This window comes from Streptomyces sp. NBC_00536 (genome assembly GCF_036346295.1).
GTDB lineage: Bacteria > Actinomycetota > Actinomycetes > Streptomycetales > Streptomycetaceae > Streptomyces.
The window spans coordinates 6342397-6365039 of sequence record NZ_CP107819.1 but is presented as its reverse complement, the minus strand read 5'-3'; the positions used below and the strand labels follow the sequence as shown (position 1 = coordinate 6365039).

General features: G+C 72.4%; 23 protein-coding genes. 7 read left to right on the top strand and 16 right to left on the bottom strand.

Annotated elements, in window-relative coordinates:
* Positions 1-32: 32 nt before the first annotated feature.
* The 7 genes from OHS33_RS27730 to OHS33_RS27700 all read right to left on the bottom strand — a co-directional run bounded on the left by OHS33_RS27730 (position 33) and on the right by OHS33_RS27700 (position 6626).
* Positions 33-800: a DUF3159 domain-containing protein gene (locus OHS33_RS27730; protein WP_330333124.1), complete on the bottom strand. Its 768-nt coding sequence runs from the start codon at positions 798-800 to the stop codon at positions 33-35.
* A 3-nt stretch (positions 801-803) separates the two neighbouring features.
* Positions 804-1223, bottom strand: coding sequence for an OB-fold nucleic acid binding domain-containing protein (locus OHS33_RS27725; protein ID WP_330333123.1), 420 nt, complete (start codon positions 1221-1223; stop codon positions 804-806).
* Between the two features lie 24 nt (positions 1224-1247).
* Entirely contained in the window at positions 1248-1934 is a 687-nt protein-coding gene (locus OHS33_RS27720; RefSeq protein ID WP_330333122.1) for a response regulator, read from the bottom strand.
* Positions 1931-4558: a sensor histidine kinase KdpD gene (locus OHS33_RS27715; protein ID WP_330333121.1), complete on the bottom strand. Its 2628-nt coding sequence runs from the start codon at positions 4556-4558 to the stop codon at positions 1931-1933. Before OHS33_RS27715 ends, OHS33_RS27720 begins: the two co-directional genes overlap by 4 nt.
* Before the next feature lie 169 nt (positions 4559-4727).
* Positions 4728-5504 (bottom strand): DUF3710 domain-containing protein, encoded by a 777-nt coding sequence (locus tag OHS33_RS27710; RefSeq protein WP_330333120.1) that lies wholly within the window; start codon positions 5502-5504, stop codon positions 4728-4730.
* Between the two features lies 1 nt (position 5505).
* Positions 5506-6042 (bottom strand): dUTP diphosphatase, encoded by a 537-nt coding sequence (gene dut / locus OHS33_RS27705; RefSeq protein ID WP_330333119.1) that lies wholly within the window; start codon positions 6040-6042, stop codon positions 5506-5508.
* A complete protein-coding gene (locus OHS33_RS27700; protein WP_330333118.1) occupies positions 6042-6626 on the bottom strand; it encodes a PaaI family thioesterase in 585 nt (194 codons plus the stop codon). The genes dut and OHS33_RS27700 overlap by 1 nt, the downstream gene beginning before the upstream one ends.
* 58 nt (positions 6627-6684) lie before the next feature.
* Here OHS33_RS27700 and OHS33_RS27695 point away from each other — a divergent pair, with 58 nt between their 5' ends.
* Positions 6685-7140, top strand: a complete 456-nt coding sequence (locus OHS33_RS27695) for a DUF3093 domain-containing protein (RefSeq protein WP_330333117.1) — start codon at positions 6685-6687, stop codon at positions 7138-7140.
* Here the strand turns inward: OHS33_RS27695 and OHS33_RS27690 are convergent.
* The 4 genes from OHS33_RS27690 to OHS33_RS27675 form a co-directional block, all read right to left on the bottom strand.
* Entirely contained in the window at positions 7135-8052 is a 918-nt protein-coding gene (locus tag OHS33_RS27690) for a hypothetical protein (protein WP_330333116.1), read from the bottom strand. The genes OHS33_RS27695 and OHS33_RS27690 overlap by 6 nt on opposite strands.
* A gap of 11 nt (positions 8053-8063) precedes the next feature.
* The gene (locus OHS33_RS27685) at positions 8064-8360 is read right to left on the bottom strand and encodes a DUF4193 domain-containing protein (protein WP_283449648.1); all 297 of its coding nucleotides are present in this window, start codon (positions 8358-8360) and stop codon (positions 8064-8066) included.
* Positions 8361-8743: 383 nt separating this feature from the next.
* A complete protein-coding gene (locus tag OHS33_RS27680; RefSeq protein ID WP_330333115.1) occupies positions 8744-9991 on the bottom strand; it encodes a sensor histidine kinase in 1248 nt (415 codons plus the stop codon).
* Between the two features lie 5 nt (positions 9992-9996).
* Positions 9997-10650 (bottom strand): response regulator transcription factor, encoded by a 654-nt coding sequence (locus OHS33_RS27675; protein ID WP_030008767.1) that lies wholly within the window; start codon positions 10648-10650, stop codon positions 9997-9999.
* Positions 10651-10916: 266 nt separating this feature from the next.
* Here OHS33_RS27675 and OHS33_RS27670 point away from each other — a divergent pair, with 266 nt between their 5' ends.
* Entirely contained in the window at positions 10917-11096 is a 180-nt protein-coding gene (locus OHS33_RS27670; RefSeq protein ID WP_330333114.1) for a hypothetical protein, read from the top strand.
* A gap of 282 nt (positions 11097-11378) precedes the next feature.
* Here the strand turns inward: OHS33_RS27670 and OHS33_RS27665 are convergent, their stop codons facing one another.
* Both OHS33_RS27665 and OHS33_RS27660 read right to left on the bottom strand, forming a co-directional pair.
* Entirely contained in the window at positions 11379-12179 is an 801-nt protein-coding gene (locus tag OHS33_RS27665) for an inositol monophosphatase family protein (RefSeq protein WP_330335233.1), read from the bottom strand.
* Positions 12180-12234: 55 nt separating this feature from the next.
* Entirely contained in the window at positions 12235-13422 is a 1188-nt protein-coding gene (locus OHS33_RS27660) for a ferrochelatase (RefSeq protein WP_330333113.1), read from the bottom strand.
* 171 nt (positions 13423-13593) lie between these two features.
* Between OHS33_RS27660 and OHS33_RS27655 the strand changes: the two genes are divergently transcribed.
* Positions 13594-14868: an MFS transporter gene (locus OHS33_RS27655; RefSeq protein ID WP_330333112.1), complete on the top strand. Its 1275-nt coding sequence runs from the start codon at positions 13594-13596 to the stop codon at positions 14866-14868.
* Positions 14798-16147 (top strand): D-arabinono-1,4-lactone oxidase, encoded by a 1350-nt coding sequence (locus OHS33_RS27650; RefSeq protein WP_330333111.1) that lies wholly within the window; start codon positions 14798-14800, stop codon positions 16145-16147. The genes OHS33_RS27655 and OHS33_RS27650 overlap by 71 nt, the downstream gene beginning before the upstream one ends.
* Positions 16148-16179: 32 nt before the next feature.
* Here OHS33_RS27650 and OHS33_RS27645 read toward each other — a convergent pair whose 3' ends face one another.
* Positions 16180-17085: a hypothetical protein gene (locus tag OHS33_RS27645; protein WP_330333110.1), complete on the bottom strand. Its 906-nt coding sequence runs from the start codon at positions 17083-17085 to the stop codon at positions 16180-16182.
* 556 nt (positions 17086-17641) lie between these two features.
* Between OHS33_RS27645 and sepH the strand changes: the two genes are divergently transcribed.
* Positions 17642-18673: a septation protein SepH gene (gene sepH / locus OHS33_RS27640; RefSeq protein ID WP_330333109.1), complete on the top strand. Its 1032-nt coding sequence runs from the start codon at positions 17642-17644 to the stop codon at positions 18671-18673.
* A gap of 523 nt (positions 18674-19196) precedes the next feature.
* Here sepH and OHS33_RS27635 read toward each other — a convergent pair.
* The gene (locus OHS33_RS27635; RefSeq protein WP_330333108.1) at positions 19197-20069 is read right to left on the bottom strand and encodes a sulfurtransferase; all 873 of its coding nucleotides are present in this window, start codon (positions 20067-20069) and stop codon (positions 19197-19199) included.
* A gap of 183 nt (positions 20070-20252) precedes the next feature.
* On the opposite strand from OHS33_RS27635, the gene OHS33_RS27630 reads away from it, so the two are divergent.
* Positions 20253-21041, top strand: coding sequence for a VOC family protein (locus OHS33_RS27630; RefSeq protein ID WP_330333107.1), 789 nt, complete (start codon positions 20253-20255; stop codon positions 21039-21041).
* On the opposite strand, the gene OHS33_RS27625 is transcribed toward OHS33_RS27630, so the two are convergent.
* Entirely contained in the window at positions 21007-21771 is a 765-nt protein-coding gene (locus OHS33_RS27625) for a hypothetical protein (RefSeq protein WP_330333106.1), read from the bottom strand. The genes OHS33_RS27630 and OHS33_RS27625 overlap by 35 nt on opposite strands.
* 218 nt (positions 21772-21989) lie before the next feature.
* Here OHS33_RS27625 and OHS33_RS27620 point away from each other — a divergent pair, with 218 nt between their 5' ends.
* Positions 21990-22616, top strand: a complete 627-nt coding sequence (locus OHS33_RS27620; RefSeq protein WP_330333105.1) for a TetR/AcrR family transcriptional regulator — start codon at positions 21990-21992, stop codon at positions 22614-22616.
* The last annotated feature ends 27 nt before the right edge of the window (positions 22617-22643 follow it).

Sequence of the window (22643 nt, the reverse complement as noted above, 5' to 3'; positions counted from 1 at the left end):
CCCTTCTCCGTGAATCCCTGTGAACGCCGTGCTCAGACCTGCCGGTGGCGCGCCGCCTTGGCCGCCTTCGCCTCGGCCTTGCGCTCCTTCTCGGCGGCCTCCTCGGCCTCCCACTCCGCCATCACGTCGATCGGCGGCGGCGCGGTGGCCAGGAACAGCCAGGTGAAGTACACGGCCAGCACCATCGGCGGCAGCTTGAGCGCGATCAGCACCCAGCCGAGCTGCGTCGCGTCTCCCCAGAAGTACAGCGGGAAGAGGATCGCGTACTTGGCGAGGAAGATCAGCCCCCAGGCCAGGCTGGCCTTGGTGTAGGCCTTCTTGCGCCCCGGATTGCGGGTGCGCCAGGACAGGTTCTCCTTGAAGACCGGTCCGAGCATCACCCCGAGCAGCGGGAAGCCCACGAGCGCGGAGAGCGTGAAGGCCACGCCGAGTCCCGCGCCGTAGATCATGCCGGGCAGGTAGAAGCCCTTGGCGGTGCCCGTGAACAGGGCGAAGGCCACGCCCACGCCGACGCCGAACACTCCGCTGAAGGCGTGCTTGACGGTGTCCTTGCGGGCGAGCCGGACGATGACGAGCAGCACGGCCACCGCGCCCGCCGCGATGGCGGAGATCGTCACGTCCTTGTTGACCGTGTAGACCATGACGAAGAGCAGGCCCGGGAACATGGTCTCGACCGTGCCCCGGATGCCGCCGAAGGCGTCGAAGAGCGCCGCCTGGGTCACGGCCTTCTGGTCGGCGGTCGGCTGCGCGTCGGGCTGCTGGCCCGTCGGCTGATGGGTCGGTTTGTCGAGTGACGTCACCGGCTAGTGCTCCTGTCCGAGCGGTCGGAGTTCGTACTTCGGGTTGAAGAGGACCCGGCGTCCATGGCTCATGGAGATCCGCCCGGAGGCGATCATGCGCCTGCCCGGTTCGATACCCACGATCGAGCGACGGCCGAGCCAGACGACGTCCAGCGCGGCGGAGCCGTCGAACAGCTCCGCCTCCAGCGCCGGCACGCCCGCCCTCGGCCGCAATGTGACCGTGCGCAGCGTACCGGTGACCTTGACTATCTGGCGGTCGTGGCAGTCGCAGATCCGCGTGCACCCCGCGGCTTCTGCGTCCTCCTGCAGCTCCGCCGAATGCAGCTCCTCCTGGGAGGTGGACAGCCGCTCTATCATCCGGCGGAACCGGCCCCCCGGCCTGGCCGGTTTCGCGGGCTTCTCGGGACGCGGTTCAGCACTCATACAGGAAGCGTACCGGCGCGTCGGCTACCTCTCGAAGCGGTATCCCATGCCCGGTTCGGTGATGAAGTGCCGGGGGTGCGAGGGGTCGGCCTCCAGTTTGCGGCGCAGCTGCGCCATGTAGACCCGGAGATAGTTCGTCTCGGTGCCGTACGAGGGCCCCCAGACCTCCTGGAGCAGCTGCTTCTGGCTGACCAGCTTGCCCCCGTTGCGGACGAGGACCTCCAGCAGGTGCCACTCGGTCGGGGTCAGGCGTACGTCGCGCCCTTCCCGTACGGCCTTCTTCGCGGCCAGGTCCACGGTGAAGCCCGCGGTCTCCACGATCACCTCGTCCTCGCCCGACCCCGCGCCGGGTTCGGCCCGGCGGACGGCCGCGCGGAGCCGGGCCAGCAGCTCGTCCATGCCGAAGGGCTTGGTGACGTAGTCGTCGGCGCCCGCGTCGAGCGCCTCGACCTTCTCGTCGGAGCTGTGCCGCGCGGAGAGCACCAGGATGGGGACCCGGGTCCAGCCGCGCAGCCCCCTGATCACCTCGACCCCGTCCATGTCGGGCAGGCCGAGGTCGAGGACGACCACGTCGGGGTGACGGGCCGCGGCCAGTTCCAGGGCCTGCGCCCCGTCGGCGGCGGCGTCGACCTCGTACTTGCGCGCCTTGAGGTTGATCACGAGGGCTCGGACGATCTGCGGCTCGTCGTCCACCACGAGCACCCGGGTCATTGAGGTCCTGCCTTCTGTCGTACGTCGGTCGGTGCGAGGGAGTCGGTCGGTGTCAGGGAGTCGGTCGGGCTGAGCGGGTCGGTCGGTGTGAGGGAAAGCCGCGCGGCCGGGCGGGGCCCGGCCGGGGCGGCGGCGCGCAGGGTGAGCACCATGGTCAGTCCGCCGCCGGGGGTGTCCTCGGCGGCCAGGGTGCCGCCCATGGCCTCGGCGAAGCCCCGGGCGACGGCGAGCCCGAGGCCCACTCCGGCGCCGCGCGGGGCGTCCCCGTGGCGCTGGAAGGGGGCGAAGATCTTGTCCTTGGCCTCGTCGGGGACGCCGGGGCCGCGGTCCACCACGCGGACCTCGACCCGGTCACCGAGGAAACTCGCGGCGACGGTCACCGGTTCCCCGCCCGGGCTGTACTTGACGGCGTTCTCGACGACGTTGGCGACGGCCCGCTCCAGCAGCCCCGGGTCGACGGCGACCATCGGCAGCGACTCGGGCACGTCCAGCAGGACGCTGTCCTCCGGTACGCCGCCCAGCGCCATCGGGACCACCTCGTCGAGGTCGATCTCCCGGATCAGCGGGGTGACGGTGCCGGTCTGCAGCCGGGACATGTCGAGCAGGTTGCCCACGAGGTGGTCGAGCCGGTCGGCGCCCTCCTCGATGCCCGCGAGCAGCTCGGCCCGGTCCTCCTCGGACCAGTCCACGTCGTCGGAGCGCAGCGAGCTGACGGAGGCCTTGATCGAGGCGAGCGGGGTGCGCAGGTCGTGGCTGACGGCGGCGAGCAGGGCGGTGCGGATCCGGTTGCCCTCGGCCATCCGGCGGGCGTCCTCGGCCTCGCCGACCAGGCGCTGGCGGTCCAGTACGACGGCGGCCTGCGCGGCGAAGGCGCCCAGGACGCGGCGGTCCTCGGCGGGCAGCACCCGCCCGCTCAGGGCCAGCGCCATGTGGTCCCCGATGGGCATGTCCACATCGGCGTCCTCGGGGCGGGCCACCGGGTCCGGGCCGACGCTCCCGGCGGGGGTCCAGGGCTCCACGTCGCTCTCCCGTTCCAGCAGGGCCACGGACTCCATGGCGAAGGTCTCCCGGACCCGCTCCAGCAGGGCGTCGAGGGTGGTCTCGCCGCGCAGCACGCTGCCCGCGAGGAAGGAGAGGATCTCGGACTCGGCGCGCAGCCGGGCGGCCTGGTGGGTGCGCCGGGCGGCCAGGTCGACCACGGAGGCGACCGAGACGGCCACGCCGAAGAAGACCGCGATGGCCACGATGTTCTTGGGGTCGGAGATGGTGAACCGGTGCAGCGGCGGCGCGAAGTAGAAGTTGAGCAGCAGGGACCCGAAGGCCGCGGAGGCGAGCGCCGGCCAGAGGCCGCCGAGCAGCGCGGAGGCGACCGTCAGCGAGAGGAAGAGCAGCATCTCGTTGGCGAGGCCGGGGTCGGCGGCGACGTGCGTGAGCACCAGGGCGAGCAGCCCGGGCAGCACGACGCCGACCACCCAGCCGGCCACGATCCGGTTGCGCCCGAGCCGGGCCGCCGAGCGCACGACGGGCAGCCCGCGCCCCTTGGCCACCGCCTCGTGGGTGACGATGTGGACGTCGAGGTCGGGTCCGGAGTCGCGGGCCACGGTGGCGCCGACGCCGGGGCCGAAGACGTACTGCCAGGCCTTGCGGCGGCTGGAGCCGAGGACGATCTGGGTGGCGTTGACGCCCCGGGCGAATTCCAGCAGGGCGTCGGGGACGTCGTCGCCGATCACATGGTGGAACGTTCCGCCAAGATCCTCGACCAGGGTCCGCTGGACCGCCAGCTCCTTGGGCGAGGCCGCGGTCAGCCCGTCGCTGCGGGCGATGTAGACGGCCATGATCTCGCTGCCGGAGCCCTTGGCCGCCATCCGGGCCGCGCGGCGGATGAGCGTACGTCCCTCCGCGCCGCCGGTCAGCCCGACGACGATCCGCTCGCGCGCCTGCCAGGTGGAGCGGATGTTGTGCTCGCCGCGGTACTGCTGGAGGTATTCGTCGGCCCGGTCGGCCACCCACAGCAGCGCCAGTTCGCGCAGCGCGGTGAGGTTGCCGGGCCGGAAGTAGTTGGACAGGGCCGCGTCGACCTTGTCGGGCTGGTAGACGTTCCCGTGCGCCATCCGGCGCCGCAGCGCCTGGGGCGACATGTCGACCAGCTCGATCTGGTCGGCCCGCCGGACCACCTCGTCGGGGACGGTCTCCCGCTGGCGGACCCCGGTGATCGCCTCGACCACGTCGCCGAGGGACTCCAGGTGCTGGATGTTCACGGTGGAGATCACGTCGATGCCGGCCTTGAGCAGGTCCTCGACGTCCTGCCAGCGCTTGGCGTTGCGCGAGCCCGGCACATTGGTGTGCGCCAGCTCGTCCACCAGGGCGATCACGGGCTTGCGGGCGAGCAGCGCGTCCACGTCCATCTCGGTGAAGGCGGCTCCGCGGTAGGTCACCTGGCGGCGCGGCGTCTGCTCCAGGCCGTGCAGCATCACCTCGGTGCGCGGGCGCCCGTGGTGCTCGACGAAGCCCACGACGCAGTCGGTGCCCCGTTCCACCCGCCGGTGGCCCTCGGACAGCATCGCGTAGGTCTTGCCCACACCGGGCGCCGCACCGAGGTAGATCCGTAGTTTGCCGCGTCCCATGCGCTCATTCTCCGGGACGAGTCGGCCGAATACGCACGGATGACCACCCGTACGGACATCCCTGACGCTTCTCTGACGGCTTCCGACGCGATCGCGCCGCCCCGGACGCAGCTGTGGGCCGCACCCCGCGAGGGTGCGGCCCACGGCCGGAAACGCGTCGTACGGGTGCTCAGCGGACCTCGGTGATCTCCGGTCCGCGCTCCAGCTGCCCCATGCCGCCGGAGAAGCGCGAGCCTTCCTGCTCCTCCGTCTGCACGCCGTCCGGCACCATCTGGGCGTCGTTCGGCAGCTTCAGGACGATCGGGTCGCGCGGGGCCATAGGGCCCTCGCCACGGACCACGACGGTGTCGCGGAAGATCTGCTCCAGCACGCCGGCGGCCTCGGGACGCACCGCGCCCTGGCCGGAGATGACACCGCGCAGGAACCAGCGCGGGCCGTCGACGCCGACGAAGCGGACCAGCTGGGCGCCGGTCTGGCCGTCGGGCAGCGGAACCGGGACCTGCGCGCGCAGCTCCCAGCCCAGCGGGCCCTGGACCTCTTCGATCATGCCGCCCTGCTGGGTGATGCCCGCGCCGATCTCCTCGCGGACCTCGCCCCAGATGCCTTCCTTCTTCGGCGCGGCGAAGGCCTGGAGCTGCACCGCGCTGTCGTGCAGCACGACGGTCGCGGCGACGATCGCGTCCCCGGCGACCTCGACACGCAGCTCCATGCCCTCGACACCCGGTACGAGGATGCCGCCGAGGTCGACCCGGCCCTCGGCCGGAGCCGAGACCTCGGAGTCGTCCCAGGGGCCGTCCGGACGCGGGGCCGGCGGCAGGTTCAGCCTGCGCGGCTCGCTCGCGGCGGAGTCATCGTCGACGTCCTGGCCCTCGGCCTCGATGCCGTCGACCTGCTCGGCCGCGCTGCCGTCCTTGACGGAGTCGTTCTTCTTGCGACGTCCGAACACGTCACTGTCCTTCCCGGTCGGTTACGACCGAAGCGTAGCCATTCCCACCCTGCTGACCAGCCCCGGATCCGGCCACGGCCGTATGACCGCCGGTGGACCCGAAGCCCCCCTCGGCCCGTGCCGAGCCGGGAAGCTCCGCCACCTCGTGGAAGCGCACCCTCTCGACCCGCTGGACAACCAGCTGGGCAATGCGGTCGAAACGCTCGAACCGTACGCTCTCGCGCGGGTCGAGATTGACCACGATCACCTTGATTTCCCCACGGTACCCGGCATCCACCGTCCCCGGGGCATTCACCAGCGCGAGCCCGCAGCGTGCGGCCAGTCCGGAGCGCGGGTGCACGAAGGCGGCGTACCCGTCGGGCAGCGCGATGGACACGCCGGTGGGCAGCACGGTCCGCTCGCCGGGAGCCAGCTCGGCGGCCTGGGTGGTGACCAGGTCGCAGCCGGCGTCACCGGGGTGACCGTAGGCGGGCAGGGGCACCTCGGGGTCGACGCGGCGGATCAGTACGTCGACGGGCGCGTGGGCGTTCTGGGACATCAGGGGTTCACCTCGAAGGCGCGAGCGCGCTTGGCCTGGTCCGGGTCGGCCATCGCCGCCCGGATCTCCTCGGGTCGTCCGTTGTCGATGAAGTGGTCGACCTTGACCTCGATGAACAGGGCGTCGGCACGGAGCGCGACCGGGCCCTGCGGGCCGCCTATCCGGCCGACCGCCGTGGAGTAGATCTTCCGTCCGGCGACGGCGGTGACCTCGGCCTCCAGGTACAGCACGGTGTCCACCGGCACGGGCCGCACGAAGTCGGTCTCCAGCCGTCCGGTCACCGCGATGACGCGCAGCAGCCAGTTCAGGGAGCCGAGGGTCTCGTCGAGCGCCGTGGCGAGCACACCGCCGTGGGCCAGGCCCGGGGCGCCCTGGTGGGCGGGCTTGACGGTGAACTCGGCGGTGACCCGCACGCCCTCGCCCGCCCTGGCCTCCAGGTGGAGTCCGTGCGGCTGGCCCCCGCCGCAGCCGAAACAGTGCTCGTAGTGCGCACCGAGGAGTTCGCCGGGTGCCGGGGCATCGGGGTGCCGCACCGGCGCCGTGGCATCGGCGGGAGGCGTCAACGCTGTGTTTCGTCCACTCACAGGCGCAGACCTTACCCGCGCCACCGGCCACGGGTCGCCCCGTGCCAAGCTTGGAGCCATGCAGCTCTCCCCCGCGCACCACGACGAACGACTGACCGCCCCCCGCGCCTGGTGGGGGATCTCCGTACTGCTGGGTCTGTCGTGCGCGCTGATGCTGCTGCCGCTGGGCACGCTGCCGCTGCTGGCCGGGCTGGTCGGCGGGACGGCCCTGGCGGGGCTGGTGGTGAGTTCGTACGGGTCCGCCCGCGTCCGGGTGGTGAACGGGGCGCTGAGCATCGGGGACGCGCGGATCCCGGTCTCGGCACTGGGCGAGCCCGAGGTGCTGGACGCCGAGGAGGCGCGCGCCTGGCGGACGTACAAGGCCGATACCCGCGCCTTCATGCTGATGCGCAGCTACGTGCCGACGGCGGTCCGCGTGGAGGTCACCGACCCCGCGGACCCGACGCCGTACGTGTACGTCTCGACGCGGGAACCGGAAGCCCTGGCGGCGGCCCTGCGCGCGGCGCGGTCATAGTCCCTGCGGGGCGGGCCCTTCGAGGGCGGCCCTGGTGGCCTCGGGAAGGGGCTGGGTGGGCTGCTCCAGGGGCGGCAGCTGTCCCAGTGCGCTCCAGGGCACGGCCCGGGTCCGCAGGTCGCTGCGGACCTTCTCGGCGAGTTTGCGGGTGTCGCGGCGGTTCATCACCGCGCCGACGGCCGCGCCGACCATGAACGGCATCAGGTTCGGCAGGTTCCGCACCATCCGCTTCATGATCTGCTGGCGCAGCTCCCGCTTCATCTGGCCGCCGAGGGCGGCATTGAGCGTCGTGGGCCGGGAGAGGTCCACGCCCCGCTCCTCCGTCCACGCGGTGAGGTAGCCGAGGCTGCGCTCCTTCAGCGTGCCGGGGGGCCGCAGGCCGTAGACCTCGTGGAGCTCGGCGATCAGCTTGAACTCGATCGCCGCGACGCCGGTGATCTCCGCGGCCAGTTCGGCCGGCATGGCGGGCGGCACGGGCAGCATCGCCGCCGCACCGATTCCCGCGCCGACGGTCGAGCTGGCGTTGGCGGCGCCCGCGATCAGCTTGTCGGCAAGCTGATCGGGACCCAGGTCCGGGAACTGCGCGCGCAGGGTCGCGAGGTCCCGTACCGGAACGCGCGGGGCGTTCTCGATGATCCGGTCGGTGACGAACAGGGCCACGGCCCTGACTCCCTCACCGCCCTTGCGCACCCCGTTCTTGACGGCGTGCAGCCGACGGGCCGCGGCGGCTCGCCGGGGCTCCTCGGCAGCCCCCGCGGCCGAGGGAGCGAGTCCTCCGGCCCCGGAGGGCAAGGCGGGCACGCCGGGCGCTTCGGGACCCGTTGCCGGGTCCGTGGCTCCCTCGTGCGTTTCCACCGGATCATCCTGCTGTTTTCGCAAGCGCAGCCTGCGAAAAGGCGTCGAGCCCGTCACGGCCGACGCTCCTAGTCGCAGTCGCGACAGATCGGCTGACCGTTCTTCTCCCGCGCCAGCTGGCTGCGGTGGTGAACCAGGAAGCAGTTCGTGCAGGTGAACTCATCGGCCTGCTTGGGCAGGACCCGGACGGCCAGCTCCTCATTGGAGAGGTCCGCACCGGGAAGCTCCATGCCCTCCGCCGCGTCGAAGTCGTCGACATCGACGGTCGAGGACGACTTCTCGTTACGACGAGCCTTCAGCTCTTCAATGCTGTCGTTGTCGACATCGTCGTCTGTCTTGCGTGGGGTGTCGTAGTCCGTTGCCATTTTTCGCTCTCCCCCTCTGGGATTTAGCGGTGTCTCAGCGCACGTAACGCGCGAGAGGCCGGACTTGTGCCCGACCTGAGGCGGAGATTTTGCCTCACATCAAGGTCTGTTACTCAATCGACACCCAGCCGCTCGCCATATGAAGCGCTCAGCTGGGATGACGACCGGGACCGTACACGGTCCGGGGGTCGCCTTGCACGAGTGCCACCTCGTGTATTTCCCGCCAGGAGGGGGGCCGGAAACCCGGACTTCCCGGGCTTTCCGGCCGCCCCAGGGGTCACTGAACGTACATGACCCCCCACTCGACACTGTGATCGATCACACAGAATCCACCCCCGTGGCCGCCCTTCGATTCAGCCAAGAGCGAACACGGGCATGAAGTATCAGATGGGCAAAGTGACACGCATCACGAGGCCACCGCCCTCGCGCGGCTCCGCGTGGATCCGTCCGCCGTGCGCGCGGGCCACCGAGCGCGCGATGGAAAGGCCGAGACCGACCCCCTTGTCGCTGCCCGTGCGCTCCGTGCGCAGCCGCCGGAACGGCTCGAAGAGATTGTCGATCTCGTACGCGGGAACCACGGGACCCGTGTTCGATACCAGGAGCACCGCCTGACCGTGCTGCACCTCGGTGGTCACCTCGACCCAGCCGCCCTCCGGCACGTTGTACCGGACGGCGTTCTGCACCAGGTTGAGGGCGATCCGCTCCAGGAGCACGCCATTGCCCTGTACGACGGCCAGCGCGCGCTCGCCGCGGATCTCCACCCCCTTGGCCGCCGCCTCACCCCGCGCCTGGTCCAGGGCCCGGGAAGCGACCTCCGCGAGGTCCACCGGCTTGCGCTCGATGATCTGGTTGTCGCTGCGGGCGAGCAGCAGCAGGCCCTCGACGAGCTGCTCGCTGCGCTCGTTGGTGGCCAGCAGGGTCTTGCCGAGCTGCTGGAGCTCCACCGGCGCCCCGGGATCGGAGAGGTGCACCTCCAGCAGGGTCCGGTTGATGGCCAGCGGCGTTCTCAGCTCGTGCGAGGCATTGGCGACGAACCGCTGCTGGGCGGTGAACGCCCGCTCCAGCCGGTCGAGCATCTCGTCGAAGGTGTCGGCCAGCTCCTTCAGCTCGTCGTCGGGCCCGTCGAGTTCGATCCGCCGGGTCAGGTCCGAGCCGACCACGCGCCGCGCGGTCCGGGTGATCTTGCCCAGCGGCGACAGCACCCGGCCGGCCATCGCGTAGCCGAAGGCGAAGGCGATGATGCTGAGGCCCAGCAGGGCCATCAGCGAACGGCTGAGCAGGTCGTCCAGCGCGTGCTTGCGCTGGACGTTGACGCACTCGGTGATCACCTGGTTGAAGCGGTCGAGCGACTGTTCGATCGACTGCACGCCCGGACAGGTGCTGCTGGAGACCTCGACCTTCGTCCCGCCCACGATCTTGAACGGGAGGCCGTTGCCCTCGCGCAGCGCCTGGGCGGCCAGCAGGTAGATGATCGACAGCAGCAGGATGCCCGCGATCAGGAACATGCCGCCGTAGAGCAGCGTGAGGCGTATGCGGATCGTCGGCCGGAGCCAAGGGAAGGGACCCTCGGGCTGGCCGGGGTCCCAGGTCGGTTTCGGTGGCGCCGGTGGCGGCGCGGGAGAAGCGGCCATCCTCGTCAGATCCGGTATCCGGAGCCCGGCACGGTCACGATGACCGGCGGCTCGCCCAGCTTGCGCCGCAGCGTCATGACGGTCACCCGCACGACGTTGGTGAAGGGGTCGGTGTTCTCGTCCCAGGCCTTCTCCAGCAGCTGCTCCGCGGACACGACCGTGCCCTCGCTGCGCATGAGGACCTCCAGCACCGCGAACTCCTTCGGCGCCAGCTGCACCTCCTTGCCCTCCCGGAACACCTCGCGCCGGTTCGGGTCCAGCTTGATCCCGGCCCGCTCCAGTACGGGCGGCAGCGCGACGGTCGTACGCCGCCCCAGCGCGCGCACCCGGGCGGTCAGCTCGGTGAACGCGAACGGCTTGGGCAGGTAGTCGTCAGCGCCCAGTTCCAGGCCCTCGACCCGGTCGCTGACATCGCCGGAGGCGGTCAGCATGAGCACCCGGGTGGGCATCCCCAGCTCGACGATCTTGCGGCAGACGTCGTCGCCGTGCACCAGCGGGAGGTCCCGGTCCAGCACCACCACGTCGTAGTCGTTCACACCGACGCGCTCCAAGGCGGCCGCGCCGTCGTACACGACGTCCACCGCCATGGCCTCGCGCCGCAGTCCGGTGGCCACCGCATCGGCGAGCAGCTGCTCGTCCTCGACGACGAGTACGCGCACGTCGTTTCCTTCCTCCGAGCCCTTCAGGGCACACGTGTATTGCGTCGTCCATCCTGCCCCTTTCAGCCGTAAACCGGCTGTAAGGCGCCTCTGAGGCGCCCCTGGGGGGCTCCTGAGGGGCTCCGGCGGGGGGAGATGAGGATTCCCCCGCCTCACGAGGTTTCTGCGCCCAGGGTGCCGGGGAGGACGACAGCACACCCCGATCACCCTCCCAGTGGCGCGCCACGTGCCCGCCGCCGCCGACCCACGAAGAGGGGGCGCATCCCATGGACGCATTCACCGCGGGTCTCCTGCAGCGCATCAGGAGCACGCAGACGGACCTCAGGCAGGCCCGCGAGGCGGGCGACGACTTCCTCGCGGACGTCGAGCAGGCGGAGCTGGAAGACCTCCAGCGCCTCGCCGCCGAGCACGGCGTGCAGGTGCAGGTCTCCGCCTCCGCCGCCTGACCGACCACCGGCCCACCGGCCCGGGGCTCGCCCCGGACCCGACCCTCACCCCCGTACGCCCCGTCCGGCCCCGGCGCCCTCAGCGCCGGGGCCGGACGGCGTACGTGCCCCCTCCGGACCCGCGGGCCGTCCCGAAACCGGGGCTCCGCCCCGGACCCCGGTCCTCAAACGCCGGACGGGCTGAAATTGCCCTGCGGGCAATCCAGCCCAGCCAGGCAAATCCAGCCCCGCCGGCGTTTGAGGCGCGGGGTCCGGGGCGGAGCCCCGGCAACGGTCCGCAGGTCAGTCGTGCCACGCCCCGGCCGCGTCCAGCAGCGGCTGGAGCGACGCGAAGACGGCCGGTGACCCGGCGACCGCCAGCTCCCCGGAGGCCCGCTCCCCCGGCCGACCGCCCGTCAGGGCCCCCGCCTCGCGGGCGATCAGGTCCCCCGCCGCCAGGTCCCAGGGGTTCAGCCCGCGCTCGTAGTAGGCGTCCAGCCGTCCCGCCGCGACGTCGCACAGGTCCAGCGCGGCCGATCCGCCCCGCCGGATGTCCCGCACCAGCGGAACGATGTGCCGGGCCACCTCGGCCTGGTGGTCGCGCCGCGTCTGGACGTAGGCGAATCCGGTCGCCACCAGCGCCTGGTCCAGCGGCGCGGCCGGCCGGCAGGACAGCCGTACGCCGTCCATCCACGCCCCGCCGCCGCGCACCGCGTGGCAGGTCTCGCCGCGCATCGGCGCCGCCACCACGCCCACGACCGTCTCGCCCCGGTACTCGGCCGCGATCGAGACCCCCCAGCTGGGCAGGCCGTAGAGGTAGTTCACGGTCCCGTCGAGCGGGTCCACGACCCACCGCACCCCGCTCGTGCCGGGGGTGTCCGCGCCCTCCTCGCCGAGGATCCCGTCCGCGGGCCGGCGCTCCGCGAGGAGGCCGGTGATCAGCTTCTCCGCCGCGATGTCCATCTCGGTCACCACGTCGATCGGGCTGGACTTGGTCGCCGCCACGGCCAGATCGGCCGGGCGGCCGTCCTTCAGCAGCTCACCGGCGCGCCGGGCGGCCTCCTGTGCCACCTCCAGCAGTTCGGCGAGCAGCTCGTCGCTCACGGGGTTCACAGGGGTCACAGGGTTCTCGGGGGTCTGAGCGGTCACAGCAGGCTCCTCACGCGTCCGCGTACGGACTGTCGGCGCCCGCGGCCGCGGGCCGGGGCGAGCGCGCCGGGCAGCAGCCCACCGCGCACAGATCGTGGCTCGGTCCGAGCAGTCCGAGCGCGCAGCGCTCCACGGCCTCGCCCCGCTCGCCCGCCGCCCGCTCCAGCACCAGCTCGCGCACGGCGGCCGCGAAGCGCGGGTCGGCGCCCACGGTCGCGGACCGGGCCACGGGGAGGCCCAGCTCCGCCGCCTTCGCGGTCGCCTCCGTGTCGAGGTCGTACAGGACCTCCATGTGGTCGGAGACGAAGCCGACGGGCACCATCACCGCCGCGGGGGCCCCGGCGGCGTGCAGGGCCTCCAGGTGGTCGCAGATGTCCGGCTCCAGCCAGGGCGTGTGCGGGGCGCCGCTGCGCGACTGATAGACCAGCCGCCAGGGCCGCTCGACGCCCGTCTGCGCCCGTACCGCGTCCGCGATCACGCGGGCGACGTCCAGGTGCTGCTTGACGTACGCACCGCCCTCGCCGTTCTCCGTGTGGTCCTCGGCCGGGCCCGAGGAATCGGCCGCGGAATCCGGGATGGAGTGCGTTGTGAAGGCGAGGTGGGCGCCCGCGCGGGCCTCCTCGGGCAGCGACTCCAGCGCGGCGAGCACCCCGTCGATCATGGGCTGTACGAAGCCGGGGTGGTTGAAGTAGTGCCGCAGCTTGTCCACCCGGGGCCGCTCCAGGCCTTCCGCTTCGACCGCGGCGAGCGCGTCGGCCAGGTTCTCGCGGTACTGGCGGCACCCGGAGTACGAGGCGTACGCGCTGGTGGCGAGGACGGCGATGCGGCGGCGCCCGTCGGCGGCCATCTCGTGCATGACGTCGTTCAGGTAGGGCGCCCAGTTCCGGTTGCCCCAGTAGACCGGCAGGTCCAGCCCGTGCCCGGCGAAGTCCTTGCGCAGCGCGTCGAGCAACTCGCGGTTCTGCCCGTTGATCGGGCTGACCCCGCCGAAGCCGAAGTAGTGCTTGCCGACCTCCTTCAGCCGCTCGCGCGGGATGCCGCGGCCGCGCGTGACGTTCTCCAGGAAGGGCACCACGTCGTCCGGGCCCTCCGGACCGCCGAAGGACAGCAGCAGCAGGGCGTCGTAGGGGGCGGCGGGTCCGGCGGCTCCGGTCTCGTGACCGGCGGGACGGGCGGCGGCGGAGTGCTGGTCTGACATGCCCCGAATCCTGCCACCCGGCCACGGCGCCCGGGAATCGGCCTCGGCGGTCGGATCCCGATCACCGCGCAGGTAAGGTCAGCCTAACTTGCCGCTTCTCGCTCACCCTGCGGGTACCGCACCTGCGGTCGTAACCTGTATGGGCCACCGACGTCCCTTACGGAGGGCCCCTTGCCCAGTCCCTACCGCGCGATCTTCGCCGCCCCAGGCAGCAAGAGGTTCAGCGCCGCCGGCTTCATCGGCAGGATGCCGCTGTCCATGGTGGGCGTCGGCATCCTCACGATGATCTCCGAGATCACCGGGCGGTACGGGCTCGCCAGCGCGCTCACCGGCTCCCTCGCCCTCTCCGCGGCCGCGGTCGGCCCCCAGGTGTCCAAGCTGGTCGACCGCTACGGCCAGCGGCGCGTCCTGCGCCCCGCCACCCTCTTCGCGGTCGTCGCGGTGACCGGACTGCTGCTGGCCGCCGCGAACGGCTGGCCGGACTGGACCCTCTTCGTCTTCGCCGTCCTCGCGGGCTGCGTGCCCAGCGTCGGCTCGATGATCCGCGCCCGCTGGACGGCGATCTACCGGGACACCCCGAGCCTGCACACCGCCTACTCCTTCGAGTCCGTCGTCGACGAGATCTGCTTCATCTTCGGCCCGATCATCGCCATCGGATTGTCCACGACGTGGTTCCCCGAGGCGGGGCCGCTGATCGCCGCGGTCTGCCTGCTGGTGGGCGTGTGGTGGCTGACGGCGCAGCGCGCCACCGAACCCGAGCCGCACCCGCACGACGAGCACACCGACCGGACCTCCGCCCTGCGCTCCCCCGGACTCCAGGTGCTGATGGGCACCTTCGTCGCCACGGGGGCGATCTTCGGTTCGATCGACGTGGCCACCCTGGCCTTCGCGGACGAGCGGGGCCACAAGCCCCTGGCGAGCGTGATCCTCGCCGTCTGGGCGCTCGGCTCCTGCCTCGCCGGGATCGCCTTCGGCCTGCTCCACCTCAAGGGCAAGGCCGAACGCAGGTGGGTGCTGGGCATATGTGCGATGGCCGTGAGTATGATCCCCCTCCTACTGGCCGGGAACCTTCCGTTTCTGGCCGTGGCGCTCTTCGTCTCGGGCCTCGCCATCGCTCCCACGATGATCACCACGATGGCCCTGATCGAGGCGCACGTACCGCGCGCGAAGCTGACCGAGGGCATGACCTGGATCAGCACCGGCCTCGCGGTCGGTGTCGCCGTCGGCTCCTCCGTGGCCGGCTGGGTCATCGACGCCTCCGGCGCGCGCACCGGGTACGTCGTCTCCATATCGGCGGGGGCCGCCGCGGCGGCGGTGGCGTTCGCGGGTTACCGCCGGCTGACGAGGCCGGCGCAAGGGGAGGAGCCCTCTAGCGATGGCGACGACGGGGACAGCAGGCAAGAGCGGGCCGGGCAGCAGCACGGCACCGACCGCAGCGTGGCGTAACTGGGCGGGCAACGTCTCCGCGACACCCGCCCGTGTCGTGACCCCGGCCTCGGTCGGGGAGCTTCAGGAGGCGGTCCGCCGGGCCGCCTCGGACGGTCTGCGGGTGAAGGCGGTCGGCACCGGCCACTCCTTCACCTCGGCCGCCGCCACCGACGGCGTCCTGATCCGCCCCCAGGCCCTGGCCGGGATACGGGAGATCGACCGGGCCGCCGGGACGGTCACGGTGGCGGCGGGCACGGTCCTCAAGGACCTCAACCTCGCCCTGGCCCGGGAGGGCCTCTCGCTCACCAACATGGGCGACATCATGGAGCAGACCGTCTCCGGGGCCACCAGCACCGGCACCCACGGCACCGGCCGGGACTCCGCCTCCCTCTCCGCGCAGATCCGCGCGCTGGAGCTGGTCACGGCGGACGGACGGCTGCTGACGTGCTCGGAGAAGGAGAATCCGGAGGTCTTCGCGGCCGCCCGGCTCGGCATCGGCGCCCTGGGCATCGTCACCGCGATCACCTTCGCCGTGGAGCCGCTGTTCTTCCTGACCGCCCGTGAGGAGCCGATGGCCTTCGACCGGGTGACCGCCGAGTTCGACCAGCACTTCGCGGAGAACGAGCACTTCGAGTTCTACTGGTTCCCGCACACCGGCAACTGCAACACCAAGCGGAACAACCGCAGCCAGGGCCCCGCCGCCCCGCCCGGCGCGGTCAGCGCCTGGGTCGAGGACGAGCTGCTCTCCAACGGCGTCTTCCAGGCCGTCAACTCCCTCGGCCGCGCGGTCCCGGCCGCCATCCCGGGCATCGCCCGGATCGCCAGCCGCGCCCTGTCGGCGCGCACCTACACGGACATCCCGTACAAGGTGTACACGAGCCCGCGCCGGGTCCGTTTCATCGAGATGGAGTACGCCGTTCCGCGCGAGCGGGTCGTCGAGGCGCTGCGGGAGCTCAAGGCCATGGTCGACCGCTCCAGCCTGCGGATCAGCTTCCCGGTGGAGGTGCGCACGGCCCCGGCGGACGACATCACCCTGTCCACCGCCTCCGGCCGCGAGAGCGCGTACATCGCGGTGCACATGTACAAGGGCACCCCGTACCACGCCTACTTCACCGCCGCCGAGCAGATCTTCACGGCGCACGGCGGGCGTCCGCACTGGGGCAAGGTGCACACGCGGGACGCGGACTACTTCGCCCGGGTCTACCCGCGGTTCGGCGAGTTCACCGCGCTCCGGGACCGGCTGGACCCGGAGCGGGTGTTCGCGAACGACTACCTCCGGCGCGTGCTGGGCGACTGACCCGGGGTCAGGGGCCGGGGCAGGGGCCGGGGTCAGGAGGGGCTCGCCCCGCCCTGGCCGGCCGTCGGCGTGGACTTCTCCGGGGTCGGCGTGGGCTTGGAGGGCGTCGGCGTCGGGCCCGCGGACCGCGAGGGATCGGGGCTCGGCGTCGGTCCGGTGGAGTGCGAGGGACTCGGGTCGGGGCTCGGGTCCCGGCCGCCGTGGGACCGGGACGGGCTCGGGGAACTCCCGGCCGCCGGCTCCTCGTCGTGCCGCCGCTCCCCGGTGCCGGGGCTGCGCTGCCCGTCGGGGGCGGCGGGCGGGTCCTGCTTCCTGCCGCTGTCGCCGGAACTTCCGGTGACGGCGGTGTAGAGGGGCCGGTCGCTGACCGACCGGCCCGAGAGCCCCTCGTACGCCGCGATGCCGCCCAGCGCGATGGCGAAGGCGCTGCCGGCGGCGACCGCCGTGCGCTTCCAGCCGCGGGCCGTGGTGCCGTGGGTGGTGGCCCGGCTGAATTCCTCGTCCGGCGCGGCGCCGGGCGGCCCGGCCACGGGCAGCACGGTGGTGGCGTCGGCGCGGTGCACGGGCAGGACGGTGGTCGGGTCGGCGCCGTGCACCGGGAGGACGGTCGTCGGGTCGGCGCCGTACACCGGGAGGACGGTCGTCGGATCACCGCCGTGCACCGGCAGGAGGGTCGTGGCCTCGGCTCCGTCCACGACGGGAACCTGCCGGGACTTGGGCCGGGCCGTCTCGCGCAACTGGCCCCCGGTCCGCCGGAAGAAGTGGCCGATGACCGGCCCACCCGCCGTGGCGACCACGCTCACCACGCCCGCACCGATGATCGTCCCGTACACGCCGAGCCCCTGCGCGAGGACCGCCGCGGCGACCGTGGCCAGGGAGGAACCCGCGACCTGAGCCACGCTCAGATCCAGCTTCTTCTTCTCCTCCGGCTCCCCCACACCCCCGATCGGCCCTATCGCTTCGATCCCTTGCGTCCTCTTGTGACCCATCCCCATCCTCTGCGCGCCCAGACCCCGTCCGTTTCAGTGCTTCCTGCAGTTACTGACACGCGAGCGAAACGGATAGTTCCATTTCAGGCGATTCTGTGAAGCAAGACACCACGTACGGAAGTACGGCCTTTCAACTGCCCCCGCCCTGGACAAGTTCGGCGGCGCGGCGGTCCACCCGCATGGCCCGAATGGAGTACTGTGGCGAGCCCTGGGGCCGTCCTTCCTTTCGGATGTCCGGACTCGGGAGAGGGGGCCGGCTGGTGCAGAATCGGCGCTCGAAACCGGCAATGCCGCGGAATCTCACGGATTCCTGATGCGCAGAGTGACTGTCCGGTCACTGTGTGTGGCCAACAGGTAACCGTGCCATAACGGCGATCAAGGGCGCATGCCCGACACGCCGGATGAACTCGGCAAGGTTGTGGCAGGCTGCACCCGGGCAGGCCACACTCGACTAGCGGAAGCAGCGACGCACGTGACGTCGGCAGGCACCACCCGGGAGGTCCCCATGCCCGAACTGCGTGTCGTGGCCGTCTCCAATGACGGCACACGACTGGTGCTCAAAGCTGCGGACAGCACGGAGTACACCCTTCCGATCGATGAGCGGCTGCGGGCAGCCGTGCGCAACGACCGCGCGCGTCTGAACCAGATCGAGATCGAGGTGGAGAGCCACCTCCGCCCCCGCGACATCCAGGCCCGGATACGAGCCGGTGCCTCCGCGGAGGAGGTCGCTCAACTCGCGGGCATCCCCGTCGACCGGGTACGCCGCTTCGAGGGCCCCGTGCTCGCGGAGCGCGCGTTCATGGCCGAGCGGGCCCGGAAGACCTCCGTGCGACGTCCCGGCGAGAACACGAACACCGGACCCCAGCTCGGCGAGGCCGTGCAAGAGCGGCTGACGCTGCGCGGGGCCGACAAGGAATCCGTCCAGTGGGACTCGTGGCGCCGCGACGACGGCACCTGGGAAGTCCTGCTCGTCTACCGGGTGGCGGCCGAACCGCACTCCGCGAGCTGGACCTACGATCCCCCGCGCCGCCTGGTCGTGGCCGTGGACGACGAGGCCCGCTCCCTGATCGGCGAGTCCGACGACCTGCCCGCGACGCCGGAGCCGAGCTTCCCGTTCGTGCCGAGGATCGCGCGGCTGCCGCGGGACCGGCCGCTGGACCGCGCCCTGGACCGGCAGCTGGAGCGCCCCGCGCCCCCGCCGCCCCCGGAGCCGGAGGAGGAGCGGGACTCGCTGACCAGCCTGCTGGAGGCGGTGCCGAGCTTCCGGGGCGACCTGGTCGTACCGGAGCGGCCCTCGGCGGCCGAACCGCCGGAGCCGGACGAGCCGGTGGCGGAACAGCCGCCGGCCGCGTCGGCGAGTGCGGGTGCCGCTTACGCGGACGTCCTGATGCCGCGCACCGTGGCGGGTCACCGGGAGCGCCTCACCGGCACCACGGACCGCCAGGCGGAAGCCGACGGCGTCCGCCCGGGCCGCCGCGCCGCCGTCCCGAGCTGGGACGAGATCGTCTTCGGCACCCGCCGCAAAAAGCAGGAGTGACCCACCTCCCTGGTGGGGCCGGGCCCCCCGTCCCCACCAGGCAGAGGCGGCCCCCAGCGACCCGCCGCCCGTGGCCTCCGGCCGGGCGGACGCCAGAGGCAGCCCCCAGCCCGGGCCGCCGGGCAGACGGCGGAAGCGCCTGCGCCCGCCCGGCCGGTACAGCCTCCGGCGGGCCCTCAAACGCCGGGCAGGCTAAAAACTCCCGCCACACCTCCAGCCCCGCCGGCGTTTGAGGCGCCGCCGGAGGCCGGACCGGGCGCTGCCGCCCCGCCACCCCAGCCACTTCCAGCCCCGCCGGCGATTGAGGCGCCGCCGGAGGCCGGACCGGGCGCTGCCGCCCTGCTACCCCAGCCACTTCCAGCCCCGCCGGCGTTTGAGGCGCCGCCGGAGGCAACACCAGCCGCGCCGGCGGCCACCGGGCCCAGCCACCGCAGAGGCAGCCGGGCCGCTTGGGCTGTCACCGGAGGCCACCCCCAGCCCCGCCGGCGTTTGAGGCGTCGCCGGAGGCCGGGGCCGGGCGCGGCTACTGGGGGGTCGGGCCCGTGGCGACGGGGCGGGTGGGGTCGGAGGACCACTCCGACCAGCTGCCCGCGTACAGCGCGGCCCCGATCCCCGCCACCTCAAGCGCCAGCACCTCGTGCGCCCCGGACACCCCCGACCCGCAGTAGACCCCCACCGGCGCCGACCCCCCGGCCCCCAGCCCCGCGAAGCGCTCCCGCAGCACGTCCGGGGCCAGGAACAGCCCGTCCGCCCCCACGTTCTCCGAGGTCGGCGCCGACACCGCTCCCGGAATGTGCCCGCCGACCCGGTCGATCGGCTCCACGTCCCCCCGGTACCGCTCCCCCGCCCGCGCATCCAGCAGCACCCCGGCCCTGGCCAGCGCCGCCGCCCCGTCGGCGTCCAGGAGCCCGGCCCCGCCCTCCGCACCCGGGTTTGGCTTGAAATCACCCTCGGCCGGTGCCACCGCCTCGGCCGTCACCGCACCCCCGGCCGCCGTCCACGCGGCCAGTCCCCCGTCCAGGACACGGACGTCCCCGTGACCCGTCCAGCGCAACAGCCACCACGCGCGGGCCGCCGCCCACCCCTGACCGCCGTCGTACACGACCACGGGCGCCTGGGCCGAGACCCCGGCCCGCCGCATGACCGCCCCGAAGGCCTCCGGGTCCGGGAGCGGGTGGCGGCCACCCGACCCCGCGGGACCTGCGAGTTCGTGATCGAGGTCGACGTACACCGCACCGGGCAGGTGCCCGGATTCGTAGGCGGCGCGCAGGTCGGGGCCGCCGAGCTGCCACCGGACGTCGAGGAGCACCGGCGGCCGGCCTCCCGCCAGCTCGGCCGTCAGTTCGGACACGGAGAGGATCGCGGGCTTCGCGGACTTCGCGGGCTTCACAGTCATGCGGGCCATCTTCCTCCCCACCCGGTCGGCCCACGTAACAAGCCGGACATCGACGGGCCGTAGTGATTCGGTCATCTCTGTCGCGGCACCCGGAAAAGCGGCCCGGTCGGGGCGCGCGAGGGCTCCCGGGGTGGAAGCATCAGCCCCGACACGGGGCGCGGTACGACGGAGGAGACGGCTGACATGACCGAGGCAGCGGGAGCGACGCGGCGCACTCCCGGCACACCGTGCTGGGTGAGCCTGATGGTGCACGGCCTCGGCACGACCGAGGACTTCTACGCCGATCTGTTCGGCTGGGAGTACGCTCCGGGCCCCGCGCAGCTCGGCCCGTACGTCCGGGCCCTGCTGGACGGCGTCGAGGTGGCGGGCATCGGTGAGATGCCGCGCGACCGTCAGCTCCCGGTGGCCTGGACGACGTACCTCGCCACCGATGACGCCGACGCGACGGCGGAGGCCATCCGCGCCTGTGGCGGCACCGTCGCGGTCGGCCCGCTCGACGCGGGCGCCGCGGGCCGGGTCGCGATCTGCTCGGACCCGGCGGGTGCGATCTTCGGCATCTGGCAGGCCGAGGGCCACATGGGCACCGGGCTGGCCGGGCCCGCCGGCACCCCCGTGTGGAACGAGCTGATCACTCAGGACACCACGACCGTCGGCAAGTTCTACGAGACGGTGTTCGGCCACGACTGCGAGGCCGCGGAAGAGCCCGACTTCGACCACCTGACCCTGCACCTGGAGGGCAGCCCGGTCGCCGCGGTGCACGGGGTCGGCCGCGCGCTGCCGCACGAGCGCGGCGCGCACTGGATGACCTTCTTCGCGGTGGCCGACCCGGACGCGGCGGCGGCGCGGGTCGTGGAACTGGGCGGCCGGGTGCTCGACGCGCCCCACGACGCCGCGCTCGGCCGCCTCGCACTGGTCGCGGACCCGGAGGGCGCGGTGTTCACCCTCGTCCGGCGGCACCCGACCGCGAGCTGACGCCGGACACCGGACGCCCCAGGGCCGCGCGCAGGGTGATCCCGTACCGCACCCGCAGCCGGCGAAGTTCCCAGCCGGACAGGGCGGTCACGGACAGCGGCGGCCCGAGCAGGAAGAGGATCCGGACCGGGAGCGGGGCGTCGACGGGCCCCTTGTCGAAGACCTGCACGATCGCCAGCGCCCACACGAGCACGGGTGATATCAGCGGCGGCAGCACCTCGTGGACGTCGGCGGTGCGGAAGGCGTGGTGCACGCAGAGCGCCGCCGACGCGAGGGTGAAGGGGAGGGAGAAGAGGGCGAGGAAGCCGAGGACCGGCGTCAGCAGCATGCCGAGCGCCCCGGCCCCGAACAGCGTGTTCGTGTAGCCCTGTTGGAGCACCCCGGCCCAGAACGCGACGGCGGTGGCGAGCAGCACGCCCAGCGAGAGCAGCGGTCCGCGCAGCCGTCGCCGGTAGAAGGCCGGGCCCGGCGGGCGCGCGGAGAACACGAAGGCCCCGATCATGAGCGGGGCGAGCACCAGCAACAGGCCCGCGCTGATGATCAGTTCGACCAGCCGGTCCTCCATCAGCCCCTTGGCCGACTCCTGGACGGGGTAGGAGTAGAGCAGCCAGAAGGTGGCGCCGAGCCCGATGAGCGAACGGGCGATCTGGGCCCGCTCGATGGCCTGGTCCACCAGCCGGTCGGCCCGCGTCGGCCGGTGCACCCGCCCCGCGAGGTGCACCGGCAGCAACAGGAACCCGACGCACCCCCGCCGCCGCCCGCCAACGGGTCTGTTTTCGTAGCCACTTCCGCCCGTGTACGCACTCACGCGTCGCCCCGTCCCCCATGCCGTGATGATCACCGAATGATACGGCGGGTCCTGGTCCGGACCTGAGCACCAGTCATGGCGGCGTGACGTCCGGAGAGTTCGATACACCATGTATTAAATACATGTTGTATCGTTCCCGCGTGGCTCCCTCCCAGACTGCTTCCACCGATTCCGATCGGCCGCCCCGCCGACGCGTCCACACCCGTGCGCGACTGCTCGACGCCGCCGGGCGCGTGCTGGTCGAGCGGGGGTACGCGAAGACCACCATCGAGGACGTGTGCGCGGCCGCGGGGTACACCCGGGGTGCGTTCTACTCCAGCTTCGAGAGCAAGCAGGACCTCGTCCTCGCGCTCTTCGACCGTCATTCCGCACACCGGCTCGACCAGTTGGAGAGCCTGCTGCACGCACCGGCCCCGGGGTCGGCCCGCCGGATCGGGGAACTGCTCCTGGCGGTGGATCCAGACGAGCGGGGCTGGATCCTGCTCTTCCTGGAGTTCCGGCTCGACGCGGCCCGCAGCCCGGAGCTCAGCGCGCGGCTCCACGAGCACGACAAGGCCGTCACCGGAGCCCTCGCGCTCCTGCTGGAGCGCAACGGCAAGAGTGCCGGCGCGCAGAGCCTCGCCACCTTCCTGCTCGCCTCCCGCGAGGGCGTCCTCGCCCGGACCGCCACGGGCGGACCCGGCAGCGATGAAGTGCTGGACGCCGCGGTCGACGTACTCGCCGAACTCCTGCCCGCCCTGCTGCCCTCGCTGAACCACGCTCCCTGAGCAGCCCCGCCCACCCTGCCCACCCCG